The sequence below is a fragment of the Burkholderia stagnalis genome, assembly GCF_902830275.1.
GTDB classification, from domain to species: Bacteria; Pseudomonadota; Gammaproteobacteria; order Burkholderiales; family Burkholderiaceae; genus Burkholderia; species Burkholderia stagnalis.
In genome coordinates this window covers 65,135-78,172 of the sequence record NZ_CADESW010000007.1, presented here as the reverse complement: position 1 = coordinate 78,172, position 13,038 = coordinate 65,135, and the positions used below count along the sequence as shown (strand labels likewise).

Sequence of the window (13,038 nt, the reverse complement as noted above, 5' to 3'; positions counted from 1 at the left end):
CGCCGTCACCGTGCCGCGCTCAGCGTACGTAGATCGCCGGGGACGGCGTGTTGGCGGGCAGTGCGATTTCGGCGCGGGCGCCGTTGCGCTCGACGACGATCGAGCGTTCGCGGACTTCGGCGAGCTTCGCGCCGGGCGCGAGCTCGGTGCCGAGCGACACCGCGCGGGGCGGCTCGCCGCCGATGCCGACGATCGCGGCGGCGCCGCGCTGCAGCGCGAGAATGCCGAACAGATGGATGTCCTGTACGGGATTCTTGTCGAGCTGGCCGCCGAACAACGCCGCGGCGTCCTCGGTGCGGATCGGGGGCCGCGCGGCGGCGGCGGGAAGCGGCGCTTCGCGAGCCGACAGCGTGACGACCCAATAGGTGGCCGTCGCGCACAGCGCTGCGAAGAGGGCGAGGGAGAGGATCCGGATCGAGAGCGCGTTCATGCGCGCTATTGTACGGATGTATGTGAAATTTGCGTTGAGTGAAAGCCCTCGACGGGGCGCACCTTACAATGCGTGCTCCGCGCCCCGGGGAAACCGGGGCGAGATGGCCCGGTTGTATCGGAACCGTCACCCAATCGACGATATTTTTTAGAAAGAGGTAGTCAGTCATGCAAACGTGGATCACTCGCCGCAACGGGGCCGTGCGTCGTCAGCGCGGTTTCACGCTGATCGAGATCATGGTGGTGGTCGCGATCCTCGGGATCCTGGCGGCGCTGATCGTGCCGAAGATCATGAGCCGCCCGGACGAGGCGCGCCGCATCGCCGCGAAGCAGGACATCGGCACGATCATGCAGGCACTCAAGCTGTACCGTCTCGACAACGGCCGCTATCCGTCGCAGGACCAGGGCCTGAACGCGCTGATCCAGAAGCCGACCACCGATCCGATCCCGAACAACTGGAAGGACGGCGGCTACCTCGAGCGCCTGCCGAACGATCCGTGGGGCAACGGGTACAAGTACCTGAACCCGGGCGTGCACGGCGAGATCGACGTGTTCAGCTACGGCGCCGACGGCAAGGAAGGCGGCGAAAGCAACGACTCCGACATCGGTTCGTGGCAGTAACCGGCCGCTGACACTCCCCACGCGCGACGCCTGTCCATGCAAGCCAGCCGCACGACCTCCCGCTTCGGGCGCCGCGCCGGTGCGTTCCACGGGAACGCGGCGCGGGCACGCGGCTTCACGCTGCTCGAAATGCTCGTCGTGCTGGTGATCGCGGGCCTGCTCGTATCGCTCGCGTCGCTGTCGCTCACGCGCAACCCGCGCACCGACCTGCGCGAGGAGGCGCAGCGGCTCGCGCTGCTGTTCGAGACCGCGGGCGACGAGGCGCAGGTGCGCGCGCGCCCGATCGCATGGCTGCCGACCGCGCGCGGCTTCCGCTTCGACATGAATACCGCCGACGGCTGGCGCACGCTGCGCGACGACCTGCTGCGCCCGCGCGACTGGGACGGCGGCGTGACGGGCGCCGACATCGACTACCCGGGTTCCGATACGCACGTGAACCGCGTCGTGTTCGGCACCGAGAGCATCGACACGCCGGTGCGCGTGACGCTGCACTCGGCCGCCGGCAGCGTGACGATCGTCGGCACCGGCAACGGCCGCTACGAGGTGCAGTGACGATGCGTCGACGGCTCCCCTTCCCTTCTCTCTCCGCGCGGGCGTCCGGCTCCCGTCGCGCACGCGGCTTCACGATGATCGAGGTGCTGGTCGCGCTCGCGATCATCGCGGTCGCGCTCGCCGCGTCGATCCGCGCGGTCGGCACGATGGCGACCAACTCGTCGGACCTGCACCGCCGGCTGCTGGCCGGCTGGAGCGCCGACAACGCGCTGGCGCAGCTGCGGCTCGCGCATGCGTGGCCGTCGATCGGCGAACAGAGCTTCGATTGCTCGCAGGGCAACGTGCAGCTGGTCTGCACGCAGCGCGTGAGCGCGACGCCGAACCCGGTGTTCCGGCGCGTCGAAGTGTCGGTGAGCGCGCCGGGGCTGTCCGGCAAGCTCGCGCAGATGGTCACGGTGGTGGCGAATGAAACCAGCCGCTCGCTCTGACGCACCGATGCGGCGCCCGGCGACGCGGGCCCGGCCCACGGCGGGCGGCTTGCGCGCGCGCGGCTTCACGCTGATCGAGCTGATGATCGCGATCGCGATTCTCGCGGTCGTCGCCGTGCTCGCGTGGCGCGGGCTCGATCAGATCATGCGCGGCCGCGACAAGGTGGCGTCCGCGATGGAAGACGAGCGCATCTTCGCGCAGATGTTCGACCAGATGCGCATCGACGTGCGGCGCGCCGCGACCGACGACGAGGCCGGCCAGCCGGCGCTCGGCGTGGCGGGCAATACGCTGCAGATCGTGCGCGAATTCGACGCGCCGGGCGCGGCGCCGCGGCTGCAGGTGATCCGCTACCGGATCGCGGGCGGCCGCGTCGTGCGCTATGCGTCGCCGCCGATCGACGACGCGAACCGGCTGCGCAACACATTGAAGGAATCGGACGTCGACGGCTGGAGCTCGGTCGCGCTGATGGGCGGCGTCGGCGCGATCGACGCGAAGCTCTACGTGCCGCGCGTCGGCTGGACCACCAATCTGCAGACGGCGGACGACGCGCTCGCGCAGAACAACGACGCGCTCAAGGTGCCGCAGCTCGGCAATGCGCCGCCGCCGCGCGCGGTGACGGGCCTGCAGGTCAGCATCGGCGCGACGTCGCTGCGCGTGCCGGTGACGCGCATCTTCCTCGTCGGGGAATGACGATGCGCGCACCCGCCCCCCGCTCCCGTCGCGCCCGTTTCACACGCCGGCAACGCGGCGCCGCGATCATCACCGCGCTGCTGGTGGTCGCGCTGTCGGCGATCCTCGTGTCGGGGATGCTGTGGCGCCAGCAGGTGCAGATCCGCCGCATCGAGAACCAGCGCACGATCGCGCAGGCGCAGTGGGTCGCGCGCGGCGCGCTCGACTGGACGCGGATGATCCTGCGCTCCGAAGGCGACACCGCGCCGGGCATCACCTATCTCGGCGGCATCTGGGGCGTGCCGATCGCGAAGACGAAGCTGTCCGACTTCATGGGCCGGATCGGCATGAACGACGACAGCGGCAGCCAGGACACCAACCTGTCCGGCTCGATCGAGGACGCGCAGGCGAAGTTCAACCTGCGCAACCTCGTGTCGACGCCCGCGCCCGGCGTGCTGCAGCTCAACGGCGCGCAGCTGCAGGTGTTCCAGCGGCTGCTGACGACGCTCGGCTACGACGCCGCGTTCGCGAAGCGGATCGCGCTGCAGGTGCGCGCGGGCCTGCTGCACTCGGCGCAGCGCTTCCAGATGGCGGCGCTGCCGGGCACCGCGAGCGTGCCGGTGGTGCCGGAAGCGGGCACCGGCCCGCAGTCGACCTTCACCGACGAGCCGGGCCTCGCCGGCGGCGACCGCGGGCCGGCGCCGCTGATGATGACGAGCGTCGACAGCCTGCTCGACGTCGACGGCGTCACGCCGGAAATGGTCGAGCGGCTGCGCCCGTTCGTCACGGTGCTGCCGACCACGACGCCCGTGAACATGAACACCGCGCCCGCCGAGGTGATCGCGGCGCTGGTGCCGGGGATGAGCGTCGCGTCCGCGCAGGCGCTCGTGTCGCGCCGCGAGACCGTGTTCTTCCGCAACACCGGCGACGTGACGCTCGCGCTGCGCGGCGCCGGCGCGCCGCCGAACATCCAGCTCGATTCGACGCTGATCGACGTCAATTCGAACTATTTCGTCGTACACGGCCGGATCCAGCACGAGCGCGCCGAGGTCGACCGCATCTCGCTCGTGTATCGTGATCCGACCACGCACTCCACGCGGGTCGTGCGCATCCGCGATCAGCTATAACAACGCCATCCGGGAGAGGAGCTCTTGAGCACGTTGATTGTTTTACTGCCGCCGCGCGAGCCCGCCGTGCCGTTGCAGGAATGGCAATGGCCCGAGCTGCCGTTCATGCTCGTCGACAAGGGCGGCCACACCCAGCGCGCCGGCCGCGCCGCGCTCACGCTGCTGCCGCGCGCGGCAGCGACGGTGCTGGTGGTCGCCGCGCGCGACGTGCTGCTGCTGGCCGCGACGATGCCGCCCCTCAAGGGGCCGAAGCTGCGCCAGGCGCTGCCGAACATCGTCGAGGATCAGCTGATCCAGGATCCGCAAGGCTGCCACATCGCGGTCGACCCGGCCCCGCTGCCCGACGGGCGCCGCGTGCTGGCGGTCGTCGATCGCGCGTGGTTCCGCACGATCTGCGACGCGTTCACCGCGGCCGGCCACCGCCACCTGAGCGCGGTGCCCGCGACGCGCTGCCTGCCGTCGCCGCTGGTCGCCACCACGGTGGCGGCCGATCCGGCGCCCGGGGCCGAAGCGGACGCCATCGCGGCCGACGGCGACGCCGCCCCGCCGGCGCGCCCGGCCGCGGTGGCCGCGGTGCTGGGCGTCGCGGCGTCGGTCGAGCCGATCCTCGTCGAAGCCGGCGCGCAGCCGGGCCCGTCCGGCGCGCCGCGTCTCGAGCTGGCGATCGCGCGCGGTGCGCTGGGCGAAGGCTTCGCGGCGCCCGCGCAGCGCGCGGCCGGCACGCTCGCCGCGCTCGCGGGCGGTGCGCCGGTCGAGCTGTACGAGCTCGGCGAGCCGGGCGCGGAGCCGCGTCTCGCGTCGGTCAAAGGGGCCGACGCCGAAGCGCTGCTGCCGGGCGCGGCGCCGCTGCCGTTCGAGACGTTCGCGCGCCGCGCGACGGCCGAGCGTTTCGATCTGTGTCAGTTCGAATTCGAGTCGCAGCCGTGGCGCTTCGACCGCGCGACGCTCAAGCGCCTGCGCGTGCCGATCGCGATCGCGGCGGCGACGCTCGGCGTCGCAGTGATCGGGATGAACCTGCACTGGTGGAAGCTGTCGCGGGAGCGCGACGCGCTGTCCGCGCAGATCACCGAGACGCTGCTGTCCGCGTTCCCGAAAACCACGACGGTGCTCGATCCGCCCGCGCAGATGCAGCGCCAGCTCGACCAGCTGCGCCTCGCGGCGGGCGAGCTGTCGCCGAACGATTTCCTCGCGCTCGCGAGCGGGCTGTCGCGTTCGATGGGCACGCTGCCGCTGAACGGCATCGCGTCGCTCGACTATCACGACCGGCGGCTCGACGTCGGCTTCAAGCCCACCGTGAAGGTCGATCCCGACTTCACGCAGCGCCTCGCGCGCAACGGGCTCGCCGGCGAAGTCGACAGCAGCACGGGTAAATGGACCATCCGGAGCCGCTCTTGACTACTCTCCTCCCTAAAGGAAGAAGATTCCCACTTCACCGAATGCAACCCGACATCGCCTCAAAGAGACATGGGCATTACGCTTTCTCCATGGGCTGACACCGCCAGTCCGGCGGCCAAAACGTTGCGTGCGGCGTTGACGTCGCGATCGTGGTTCTTTCCGCATCCCGGACAATTCCACGATCGCACCTTCAACGGCAGGCTGGCGACGGTATGCCCGCAATCGGCGCAGCGTTTGCTGGAGGGGTGCCAGCGATCGATCCCAATTAACGTGCGGCCGTACCATTGGGCCTTGTACGTCAGCTGCCGCACGAATTCCGACCAGCCGGCATCGCTGATCGATTTCGCAAGTCGTCGATTCTTCAGCATGTGGCGGACAGCAAGGCTTTCGATCGCGATCACTTGGTTTTCGTTGATCAATCGGGTCGATAGCCTGTGCAGGAAATCCCTGCGGGAATCTGCTATCCGGGCGTGCATGCGTGCGACTTTGAGTCTCGCCTTCCTGCGATTGGCGGAGCCTGCTTGCTTCGTTGCCAGCCTTCGTTGCAGCTTGGCGAGCCTGGCTTCGTTCTTGCGAAATGCATTCGGCGCAGCGATCTTCTCGCCGGTCGAAAGAACGACAAAATCTGTCAACCCGAGGTCGATACCGACCGTGCCGGTTGAGGCGGATTTTGCGCAAACCACGTCGTCGCAAAGCAGGGATACGTGGTATCGGCCTGCGGCGTCCTTCGACACCGTGACGGTGGTCACCTTCGCTCCCGCCGGAATCCTGCGCGACCAGCGGATCGCGAGCGGCGCCTCCATCTTCGCCAGCTTCAGCGACGTGCCATCCCATCTGAACGCGCTCGTCGTGTACTCGGCCGATTGCGCACCGTCCTTGCGCCGGAAGTTTGGATACCTTGCGCGCTTGGCAAAGAAGTTCGCGAACGCCGTCTGCAAATGGCGCAACGCCTGCTGGAGCGGTACTGAGCTGACTTCGTTCAGCCAGCCATGTTCTGGCGTTTTCTTCAGCGCGGTGAGCGCGGCGGAGGTTGCGTGATAACCGATACGTTCCTGGCGCAGCTGCCACGCATCGTTTCGCATCCGCAGCATGTGGTTGTACACAAAGCGCGCGCATCCGAATGTCCGGGCAAGCATCGCTGCTTGCTCGGGCGTCGGGTAGAACCGGAATCGGTAGGCACGCTTGATATCCATGCGCTACACCATGTCATAGGCTCGTATGAGCCGCAAGCCTTGGAGAAGCGGCCACTTGGCCGCACCCCTTTCACTCCCCGCCCTGAAAGACGGGGTTTCTCGGAGCAGACCTCATGAAGGCCGAACTGAACCAGACCCTCGCGCAATTCTGGGGCGAGCGCACCCCGCGGGAAAAGAACCTGCTCGGCTGGGGCGGCGCCGTGCTGGCCGTCGCGATCGCGTATTCGGTGCTGTGGTCGCCCGCGCAGGAAGGCCGCGCGCGCATCACCCGCGAACTGCCGACGATGCGCAACGAACTCGCGAAGATGACCGCGCAGGCGAACGAGGCGCGCTCGCTCGCGGCCGCCGCGCAGGGCGTCGCGCCCACCGGCGTCGCGCTGAAGGATGCGCTGACGGCGTCGCTGTCCGACCACGGGATGCCCGGCGCGCAGACCCAGGTGATCGGCACCGGCGTGCAGATCCAGATGAAGAACGTGTCGTTCCCGGCGTGGACCCAATGGCTCGACGACGCGCGCAAGCAGTTCAAGGTGCAGGTCGGCGAGGCGCACGTGAGTGCGCTGAAGGACGACGGCCAGGTCGACCTGACGGCCGTGATGCAGCCGTCCACGCAGAAATGACGCGGCCGGTGGCGCCAGCGGCGGAGCGCCGATGAGGCCCGGGTTGAAGCGGCTCGTGGCCGCGTTGCCGTGGATCGTGGCGGGCGGCGCCGCGAGCGTCGTCACGCTCGTCGCGCTCGCGCCCGCCGCGTGGATCGCGCCGCAGTTCGCGCGCGCGACGGGCGGGCACGTGAACCTCGTCGAGCCGGAAGGCTCGGTGTGGCGCGGCTCGGGCGCGCTGATGCTCGCGCCGGGCGCCGATCAAAGCACGGCGACGCTGCTGCCGGGGCGGGTCGAATGGACGACGGGCTTCTGGCCGCTGCTGACCGGGCGCGTGCAGATGAAGATGCGGCAGACCGAAGCGATGCCCGAGCCGGTCACGCTCGACGCGACGTGGCGCGGCGCGGTGCTGTCCGCGGGCGCGATGGCGGTGCCCGCGTCGCTGCTCGCCGGGCTCGGCACGCCGTTCAACACGCTCGACCTGCAAGGCGACGTGCGGCTCGGCTGGAGCGACTGGCGGCTGATCGGCAGCAACGCGTTCGGCCAGTTGACGGTGACGATCGACGAGATGAGCTCGCGCGTGTCGCGCGTGAAGCCGCTCGGCTCGTACCGCGCGGTGCTGCAGGCGAAGGGCGCGGGCGCCGATCTCGACCTGACGACGGCCAAGGGCCCGCTGTTTCTCGACGGGCACGGCACGTTCGGCGCGGGCGGCGGATCGTTTCGCGGCACCGCGCATGCGGCGCCCGAGCAGCTCGCGAACCTCGCGGGCCTGCTGAACCTGCTCGGCCACCCGATCGGCGACGGGTCGGTGTCGCTGATCTACGGTGACGCGGCGCGCTGACGCCGCGTCACCCACCCTGCCTACTTCTGCGCGGCCGGTGCGGCCGACGAGGCCGACGCCACGGGCATCGCGCCGCTTGCCGGCGCGGGCGCGGCCACGCTGCCCGTCTCGCGCGCCATCTGCGACACGTCCCAGCCGCCGCCGAGCGCCTTCACGAGCCCGACCGACGACACCATCCGCTGCCCGGAGATCGTCGCGAGCTTCTGGTGCGCGGTGAACGCGGTGGTCTGCGCGGTCAGCACGTTCAGGTAGCCGACCGTGCCCGCCTTGTACTGGTTCGTGACGATCGCGAGCGCATGCTCGGCGCTGTCCACGGCCTGCCGCTGCACGTCGATTTCCTGCGCGAGGATGCGTTGCGACGCGAGGTTGTCCTCGACGTCCTGGAACGCGGTCAGCACCGCGAGCCGGTAGGCGGCGACATCCTGGTCGTAGGTCGCGCGCGCGGCGTCCGTCTGCGCGGCGCGCAGGCCCGCGTCGAACAGCGTCGCCGCGAGCTGCGGGCCGACCGTCCAGAAGCGCGCCGGCAGCGTGAACAGGTTCGACCACACCGAGCTCTGCACGCCGCCCTGCGCGGACAGCGTGAGCGTCGGGAAGAACGCCGAGATCGCGACGCCGATCTGTTCGTTGGCCGCGGCCGCGCGGCGTTCGGCCGCCGCGATGTCGGGCCGGCGCTCGAGCAGCGCCGACGGCACGTCGACCGGCGTGACGGGCGGCTCGGCGGTGAGCGGAAGCGGCGCCAGCGAGAACGTCGACGCCGGCTCGCCGATCAGCGTCGCGATCGCATGCTCGTACTGCGCGCGCGCGACGCCGTTGTCGATCGCCGCCGCCTGCGCGCTCTGCAGCTGCGTCTGCGCCTGGATCACGTCCGCGCGCGCGGCGACGCCCTGCGCATACTGGTTTTGCGTGAGCTGCAGCGAGCGCTGGTACGACGCGACGGTATCGTCGAGCAGCTTCTGCAGCGCATCGGCGGTGCGCAGCTGGAAGTAGGTTTGCGCGAGCGTCGCCTGCTGCGACAGCCGCGCGTTCGCGAGGTCGGCCGCGGCCGCCGCTTCGCCCGCGCGCTGCGCGCCGACCGTGCGGCTCACCTTGCCCCACAGGTCGGGCTCCCACGACGCGTCGAGGCCGACGCTGTAGCTGTTGCTGATCGACCCGGAGCTGCCGCCGCCGCTCGACGACGAGCCGGACGACAGCGACGAGCGCGGCGTGCGGGCGCGCGAGCCCGACGCGGTGAGCCCGACGGTCGGGAAATACGCGGCGCGCGCCTGGTCGACGAGCGCGCGCGCCTGCCGGTACGCGGCCGCCGATTGCGCGATGGTCTGGTTCGACGCGTTGAGCCGGTCGACCAGCGTGTTCAGCTCGGCATCGCCGTAGACGGTCCACCACGCGCCGCGATCGGCGCGGTCGGCCGGCTGCGCGACCTTCCAGCCCGCGGGTGCTTCCTTGAACGCGGCCGGCATCGGCGTGTCGGGACGGTGATAGTCGGGCCCGACGGCGCAGCCGGCCAGCAGCACGGCGGCCGCGAAGGCGACGGCGGCGGCAAGCGGGCGGCGCTCGCGTGGGGAGGGGGCGTACGGCATGGTGGTTTCCTGTCTGGACGCGAGGCCGGCTGGCGAACCTGCGTGGGGCGGCCGGCAGGCCGCAGGCGGACAAATGGTAACTGACGGCGGGAAAGCCGCGCAGCCGTTAGGGTAAGGCGCGCGGCGGCAGGAATGTGTTACCGGCGCGGCGGGCCGGTTTACCGGGCATTACGCATCGCTTGCGCCGGCCGCGGCGCGCGCTCGCGGCCCGGCGTCAGCGGGCGGGCTCGATGGCGGCCGCGCGCCATGACGACGGCTCCGTGGCGGCGGCCTTGCGTTCGCCCTGGCGCGCGCCCTTCGCGCCCCGCTGCCGGCGATGATCGAACCAGGCGAACCCGAGCGCCGCGAGCGATCCGCCCGGCAACACCAGCATCGCGACGTACAGCGCGATCTTCCAGCCGCGGTGCGGCCCGGAGAATACATGGTGAGCGGTATCGGTCAGGTTGCGGCGCAGTGCGCCGGCGGCATTTTTCAGGAACAGCATCGCGAACATCCTCGGGGGCCCGGCAACGCGGGCAAGGCAGGTCAGAACATCGTCTCCGGCAGTGCAGGCGCACGTCGTAACTGGTTGCCTGAAATAATATTGACTAAGCAATCAATTTTCAAGATACTGGGCGCGTTTTTCCGTCAAGACACTGTTGCAGCACGCGCAATCGAATGAACGACGGCCTTTACGATCCCGCCAGCATCGAGCTGGAAACGAGCCTCGGCTACTACCTGACGAAGGCGCGCCAGGCGCTCGTCGAGCGGATGGACCGCGCGCTCGAGCCGCTCGACCTGACCGCGCAGCAGATCGGCGTGATCCTGCTGCTGTCGCGCGGTTACGCGCGCACGCCGTTCGAGCTGTCGCGCAAGATGTCGTACGACAGCGGCTCGATGACGCGGCTGCTCGACCGCCTCGAGCGCAAGGGCTTCATCACCCGGGCGCGCAGCGAGCGGGACCGCCGCGTGATCGAGCTGTCGCTGACGGCGCACGGCGCCGAGGCGGCCCGCGCGCTGCCGTCGGTGATCGCGACCGCGCTCAACGCGCAGCTCGCCGGCTTCTCGGCCGACGAGCTCGCGCTGCTCACGGGCCTGCTGCAGCGCTTCATCGCGAACGGCCCCGGCACGCTCGCGTGCGACGCGCCCGGCGCACCGGGCTGCTGACATACAGGAGGGGCCGATGTCTGAGTTAAACGTTCGTTTATATGTCTGTCTGGGCAGATGATGACAAGTCACACTTCACCGTTCGCCCGTCGTCCGGTCGATTCCGCCGGCCCGCGCCCGGGCGCGATCTGACCTAGGAGATTCCGATGTCCGCCACCACGGCTTCCGCCGCTCCCGCCTCCCGTCCCGCCGAACCCGCGCCGCTATCCGGCGGGACGCTCGCGCTGCTCACCATCGGGCTCGCGCTCGGCACCTTCATGGAAGTGCTCGACACGTCGATCGCGAACGTCGCGGTGCCGACCATCTCGGGCAGCCTCGGCGTCGCGACGAGCGAGGGCACCTGGGTGATCTCGTCGTACTCGGTCGCGTCCGCGATCGCAGTGCCGCTCACCGGCTGGCTCGCGCGGCGGGTCGGCGAGGTGCGCCTCTTCACGTTGTCGGTGCTCGCGTTCACGATCGCGTCGGCGCTGTGCGGCTTCGCGACCAACTTCGAGACGCTGATCGCGTTCCGGCTCCTGCAGGGGCTCGTGTCGGGGCCGATGGTGCCGCTGTCGCAGACGATCCTGATGCGCAGCTACCCGCCCGCGAAGCGCGGGCTCGCGCTCGGGCTGTGGGCGATGACGGTGATCGTCGCGCCGATCTTCGGCCCGTTATTGGGCGGCTGGATCAGCGACAACTACACGTGGCCGTGGATCTTCTACATCAACCTGCCGATCGGCATCTTTTCGGCGGCCTGCGCGTACTTCCTGCTGCGCGGCCGCGAGACGAAGACGACCAAGCAGCGGATCGACGCGGTCGGCCTCGCGCTGCTCGTGATCGGCGTGTCGTGCCTGCAGATGATGCTCGACCTCGGCAAGGACCGCGACTGGTTCAGCTCGTCGTTCATCGTCGCGCTCGCGCTGATCGCGGTGGTGTCGCTCGCGTTCATGCTGGTGTGGGAGGCGACCGAGAAGGAGCCCGTCGTCGACCTCACGCTCTTCAAGGACCGCAACTTCGCGCTCGGCGCGCTGATCATCTCGTTCGGCTTCATGGCGTTCTTCGGCTCGGTGGTGATCTTCCCGCTGTGGCTGCAGACGGTGATGGGCTACACGGCCGGCAAGGCCGGCCTCGCGACCGCGCCGGTCGGGCTGCTCGCGCTGGTGCTGTCGCCGCTGATCGGCCGCAACATGCACCGGCTCGACCTGCGGATGGTCGCGAGCTTCGCGTTCATCGTGTTCGCCGGCGTGTCGATCTGGAACTCGACGTTCACGCTCGACGTGCCGTTCAACCACGTGATCCTGCCGCGCCTCGTGCAGGGGATCGGCGTGGCGTGCTTCTTCGTGCCGATGACGACGATCACGCTGTCGAGCATCTCCGACGACCGGCTCGCGAGCGCGTCGGGGCTGTCGAACTTCCTGCGCACGCTGTCCGGCGCGATCGGCACCGCGGCCAGCTCGACGTTCTGGGAGAACGACGCGATCTACCACCACGCGCGGCTGTCGGAATCGGTGAGCGTCTATGCGCAGAACACGACCGACTACCAGGGCGCGCTGTCGCAGCTCGGCATCGTCGGGCAGACGGCCAACGCGCAGCTCAACCAGATCGTCACGCAGCAGGGCTTCATGATGGCCACCAACGACTTCTTCCATCTGTCGGCGATCATGTTCATCGCGCTCGCGGCGCTCGTGTGGATCACGAAGCCGAGAAAGGGCGCGGGGCCGGCGATGGGGCATTGATGGGTGGGGCGGCGTCGCGGGGCGTGTCCTATATCTTCCGGACGATTGCGCGGCTCGCATTGCTCAAATAAACTAAGTCTCAGATTTAACTGGACTTAGTTCATTTGGAGGGTGCAATGCAGACCTACAACATGCATGAAGCGAAAACGAACCTGTCGCGTCTGATCGACGAGGCCGTGCATGCCGGCGAGCCGTTCGTCATCGCAAAAGCCGGCAAGCCGCTTGTCAAAGTCGTGCCGATCGATACGCGGGAACCGGCTCCGCCGAGTCGGATTGGCTTCATGAAGGGACAGATCAGCGTTCCGAACGATTTCGACTCGATGGGCGGGGACGACATCCGGAAGCTGTTCGAGGGCGACGCGTGAAACTGCTGCTCGACACCCATTTGATCCTCTGGGCCGCCGCTGATGCGGCGGAGCTGCCGAGCCGCGCCCGTGCGCTCATCGAGAATTCCGCCCATACCCTGCTCTTCAGCGTGGTGAGTCTCTGGGAGATCGTCATCAAGCGCGGGCTGGATCGAGACGATTTTCAGGTCGAGCCACATGTCCTTCGCCGCAATCTGCTCGACGCCGGCTATGTGGAGCTGCCGATCACCAGCACACACGTCCTCGCGGTCGAGCAGTTGCCGCCGGTTCATCGCGACCCGTTCGATCGCCTGCTGATCGCGCAGGCGATTTCGGAGGGCGTCACCCTGCTCACGCACGACCACACCGTTGCCCGGTATCCAGGCCCCGTCCAGCACGTCTGA

At 69.2% G+C, this 13,038-nt stretch carries 16 protein-coding genes; 12 read left to right on the top strand and 4 right to left on the bottom strand.

Translation table 11 applies throughout. From position 1 onward, the window contains the following. Positions 1–19 precede the first annotated feature (19 nt). Positions 20–430 (bottom strand): hypothetical protein, encoded by a 411-nt coding sequence (locus tag HWY45_RS14675; protein ID WP_059882347.1) that lies wholly within the window; start codon positions 428–430, stop codon positions 20–22. Between the two features lie 167 nt (positions 431–597). Between HWY45_RS14675 and gspG the strand changes: the two genes are divergently transcribed. The 6 genes from gspG to gspL are packed head-to-tail and all read left to right on the top strand — an operon-like array spanning position 598 to position 5,222. Next, positions 598–1,050, top strand: coding sequence for a type II secretion system major pseudopilin GspG (gene gspG / locus HWY45_RS14670; protein ID WP_059563816.1), 453 nt, complete (start codon positions 598–600; stop codon positions 1,048–1,050). Positions 1,051–1,086: 36 nt separating this feature from the next. Beyond that, on the top strand, positions 1,087–1,602 hold the full coding sequence (locus HWY45_RS14665; protein ID WP_059563815.1) for a GspH/FimT family pseudopilin: 516 nt from the start codon (positions 1,087–1,089) through the stop codon (positions 1,600–1,602). A gap of 2 nt (positions 1,603–1,604) precedes the next feature. Further along, positions 1,605–2,030 (top strand): type II secretion system minor pseudopilin GspI, encoded by a 426-nt coding sequence (gspI, locus tag HWY45_RS14660; protein ID WP_059564007.1) that lies wholly within the window; start codon positions 1,605–1,607, stop codon positions 2,028–2,030. Next, positions 2,008–2,721: a PulJ/GspJ family protein gene (locus HWY45_RS14655; RefSeq protein ID WP_059563814.1), complete on the top strand. Its 714-nt coding sequence runs from the start codon at positions 2,008–2,010 to the stop codon at positions 2,719–2,721. The genes gspI and HWY45_RS14655 overlap by 23 nt, the downstream gene beginning before the upstream one ends. Before the next feature lie 2 nt (positions 2,722–2,723). After that, complete coding sequence (gspK, locus tag HWY45_RS14650; protein ID WP_059882412.1) at positions 2,724–3,827, top strand: type II secretion system minor pseudopilin GspK; 1,104 nt, start codon at positions 2,724–2,726, stop codon at positions 3,825–3,827. Between the two features lie 24 nt (positions 3,828–3,851). Continuing rightward, entirely contained in the window at positions 3,852–5,222 is a 1,371-nt protein-coding gene (gspL, locus tag HWY45_RS14645) for a type II secretion system protein GspL (protein WP_059882349.1), read from the top strand. Positions 5,223–5,281: 59 nt separating this feature from the next. Here the strand turns inward: gspL and HWY45_RS14640 are convergent, their stop codons facing one another. Next, entirely contained in the window at positions 5,282–6,415 is a 1,134-nt protein-coding gene (locus HWY45_RS14640) for an RNA-guided endonuclease InsQ/TnpB family protein (RefSeq protein ID WP_059882351.1), read from the bottom strand. Positions 6,416–6,528: 113 nt separating this feature from the next. Here HWY45_RS14640 and gspM point away from each other — a divergent pair, with 113 nt between their 5' ends. Together gspM and gspN are read left to right on the top strand one after the other, a co-directional pair. Further along, positions 6,529–7,032, top strand: a complete 504-nt coding sequence (gene gspM, locus HWY45_RS14635; protein WP_059564671.1) for a type II secretion system protein GspM — start codon at positions 6,529–6,531, stop codon at positions 7,030–7,032. 31 nt (positions 7,033–7,063) lie between these two features. Continuing rightward, entirely contained in the window at positions 7,064–7,852 is a 789-nt protein-coding gene (gene gspN / locus HWY45_RS14630; protein WP_059564670.1) for a type II secretion system protein N, read from the top strand. A gap of 20 nt (positions 7,853–7,872) precedes the next feature. Here gspN and HWY45_RS14625 read toward each other — a convergent pair whose 3' ends face one another. Both HWY45_RS14625 and HWY45_RS14620 read right to left on the bottom strand, forming a co-directional pair. Further along, positions 7,873–9,429 (bottom strand): efflux transporter outer membrane subunit, encoded by a 1,557-nt coding sequence (locus tag HWY45_RS14625; protein ID WP_059882353.1) that lies wholly within the window; start codon positions 9,427–9,429, stop codon positions 7,873–7,875. A 214-nt stretch (positions 9,430–9,643) separates the two neighbouring features. Beyond that, complete coding sequence (locus HWY45_RS14620) at positions 9,644–9,922, bottom strand: hypothetical protein (protein ID WP_059564668.1); 279 nt, start codon at positions 9,920–9,922, stop codon at positions 9,644–9,646. Between the two features lie 164 nt (positions 9,923–10,086). Between HWY45_RS14620 and HWY45_RS14615 the strand changes: the two genes are divergently transcribed. From HWY45_RS14615 to HWY45_RS14600, 4 genes are all read left to right on the top strand, one after another. Next, entirely contained in the window at positions 10,087–10,575 is a 489-nt protein-coding gene (locus tag HWY45_RS14615; protein WP_059564667.1) for a MarR family winged helix-turn-helix transcriptional regulator, read from the top strand. 146 nt (positions 10,576–10,721) lie between these two features. Then, positions 10,722–12,290, top strand: coding sequence for a DHA2 family efflux MFS transporter permease subunit (locus HWY45_RS14610; RefSeq protein WP_059564666.1), 1,569 nt, complete (start codon positions 10,722–10,724; stop codon positions 12,288–12,290). Positions 12,291–12,406: 116 nt separating this feature from the next. Further along, complete coding sequence (locus HWY45_RS14605; protein WP_059882355.1) at positions 12,407–12,655, top strand: type II toxin-antitoxin system Phd/YefM family antitoxin; 249 nt, start codon at positions 12,407–12,409, stop codon at positions 12,653–12,655. Further along, a complete protein-coding gene (locus HWY45_RS14600) occupies positions 12,652–13,038 on the top strand; it encodes a type II toxin-antitoxin system VapC family toxin (RefSeq protein WP_059564664.1) in 387 nt (128 codons plus the stop codon). Before HWY45_RS14605 ends, HWY45_RS14600 begins: the two co-directional genes overlap by 4 nt.

Excerpts from the sequence above, each read along its gene's own strand:
- HWY45_RS14675 (WP_059882347.1), bottom strand. The coding sequence starts at position 430 with ATGAACGCGCTCTCGATCCGGATCCTCTCCCTCGCCCTCTTCGCAGCG.
- gspG (WP_059563816.1), top strand. The coding sequence starts at position 598 with ATGCAAACGTGGATCACTCGCCGCAACGGGGCCGTGCGTCGTCAGCGC.
- HWY45_RS14665 (WP_059563815.1), top strand. The coding sequence starts at position 1,087 with ATGCAAGCCAGCCGCACGACCTCCCGCTTCGGGCGCCGCGCCGGTGCG.
- gspI (WP_059564007.1), top strand. The coding sequence starts at position 1,605 with ATGCGTCGACGGCTCCCCTTCCCTTCTCTCTCCGCGCGGGCGTCCGGC.
- HWY45_RS14655 (WP_059563814.1), top strand. The coding sequence starts at position 2,008 with ATGAAACCAGCCGCTCGCTCTGACGCACCGATGCGGCGCCCGGCGACG.
- gspK (WP_059882412.1), top strand. The coding sequence starts at position 2,724 with ATGCGCGCACCCGCCCCCCGCTCCCGTCGCGCCCGTTTCACACGCCGG.
- HWY45_RS14640 (WP_059882351.1), bottom strand. The coding sequence starts at position 6,415 with ATGGATATCAAGCGTGCCTACCGATTCCGGTTCTACCCGACGCCCGAG.
- gspM (WP_059564671.1), top strand. The coding sequence starts at position 6,529 with ATGAAGGCCGAACTGAACCAGACCCTCGCGCAATTCTGGGGCGAGCGC.
- gspN (WP_059564670.1), top strand. The coding sequence starts at position 7,064 with ATGAGGCCCGGGTTGAAGCGGCTCGTGGCCGCGTTGCCGTGGATCGTG.
- HWY45_RS14625 (WP_059882353.1), bottom strand. The coding sequence starts at position 9,429 with ATGCCGTACGCCCCCTCCCCACGCGAGCGCCGCCCGCTTGCCGCCGCC.
- HWY45_RS14620 (WP_059564668.1), bottom strand. The coding sequence starts at position 9,922 with ATGTTCGCGATGCTGTTCCTGAAAAATGCCGCCGGCGCACTGCGCCGC.
- HWY45_RS14615 (WP_059564667.1), top strand. The coding sequence starts at position 10,087 with ATGAACGACGGCCTTTACGATCCCGCCAGCATCGAGCTGGAAACGAGC.
- HWY45_RS14610 (WP_059564666.1), top strand. The coding sequence starts at position 10,722 with ATGTCCGCCACCACGGCTTCCGCCGCTCCCGCCTCCCGTCCCGCCGAA.
- HWY45_RS14605 (WP_059882355.1), top strand. The coding sequence starts at position 12,407 with ATGCAGACCTACAACATGCATGAAGCGAAAACGAACCTGTCGCGTCTG.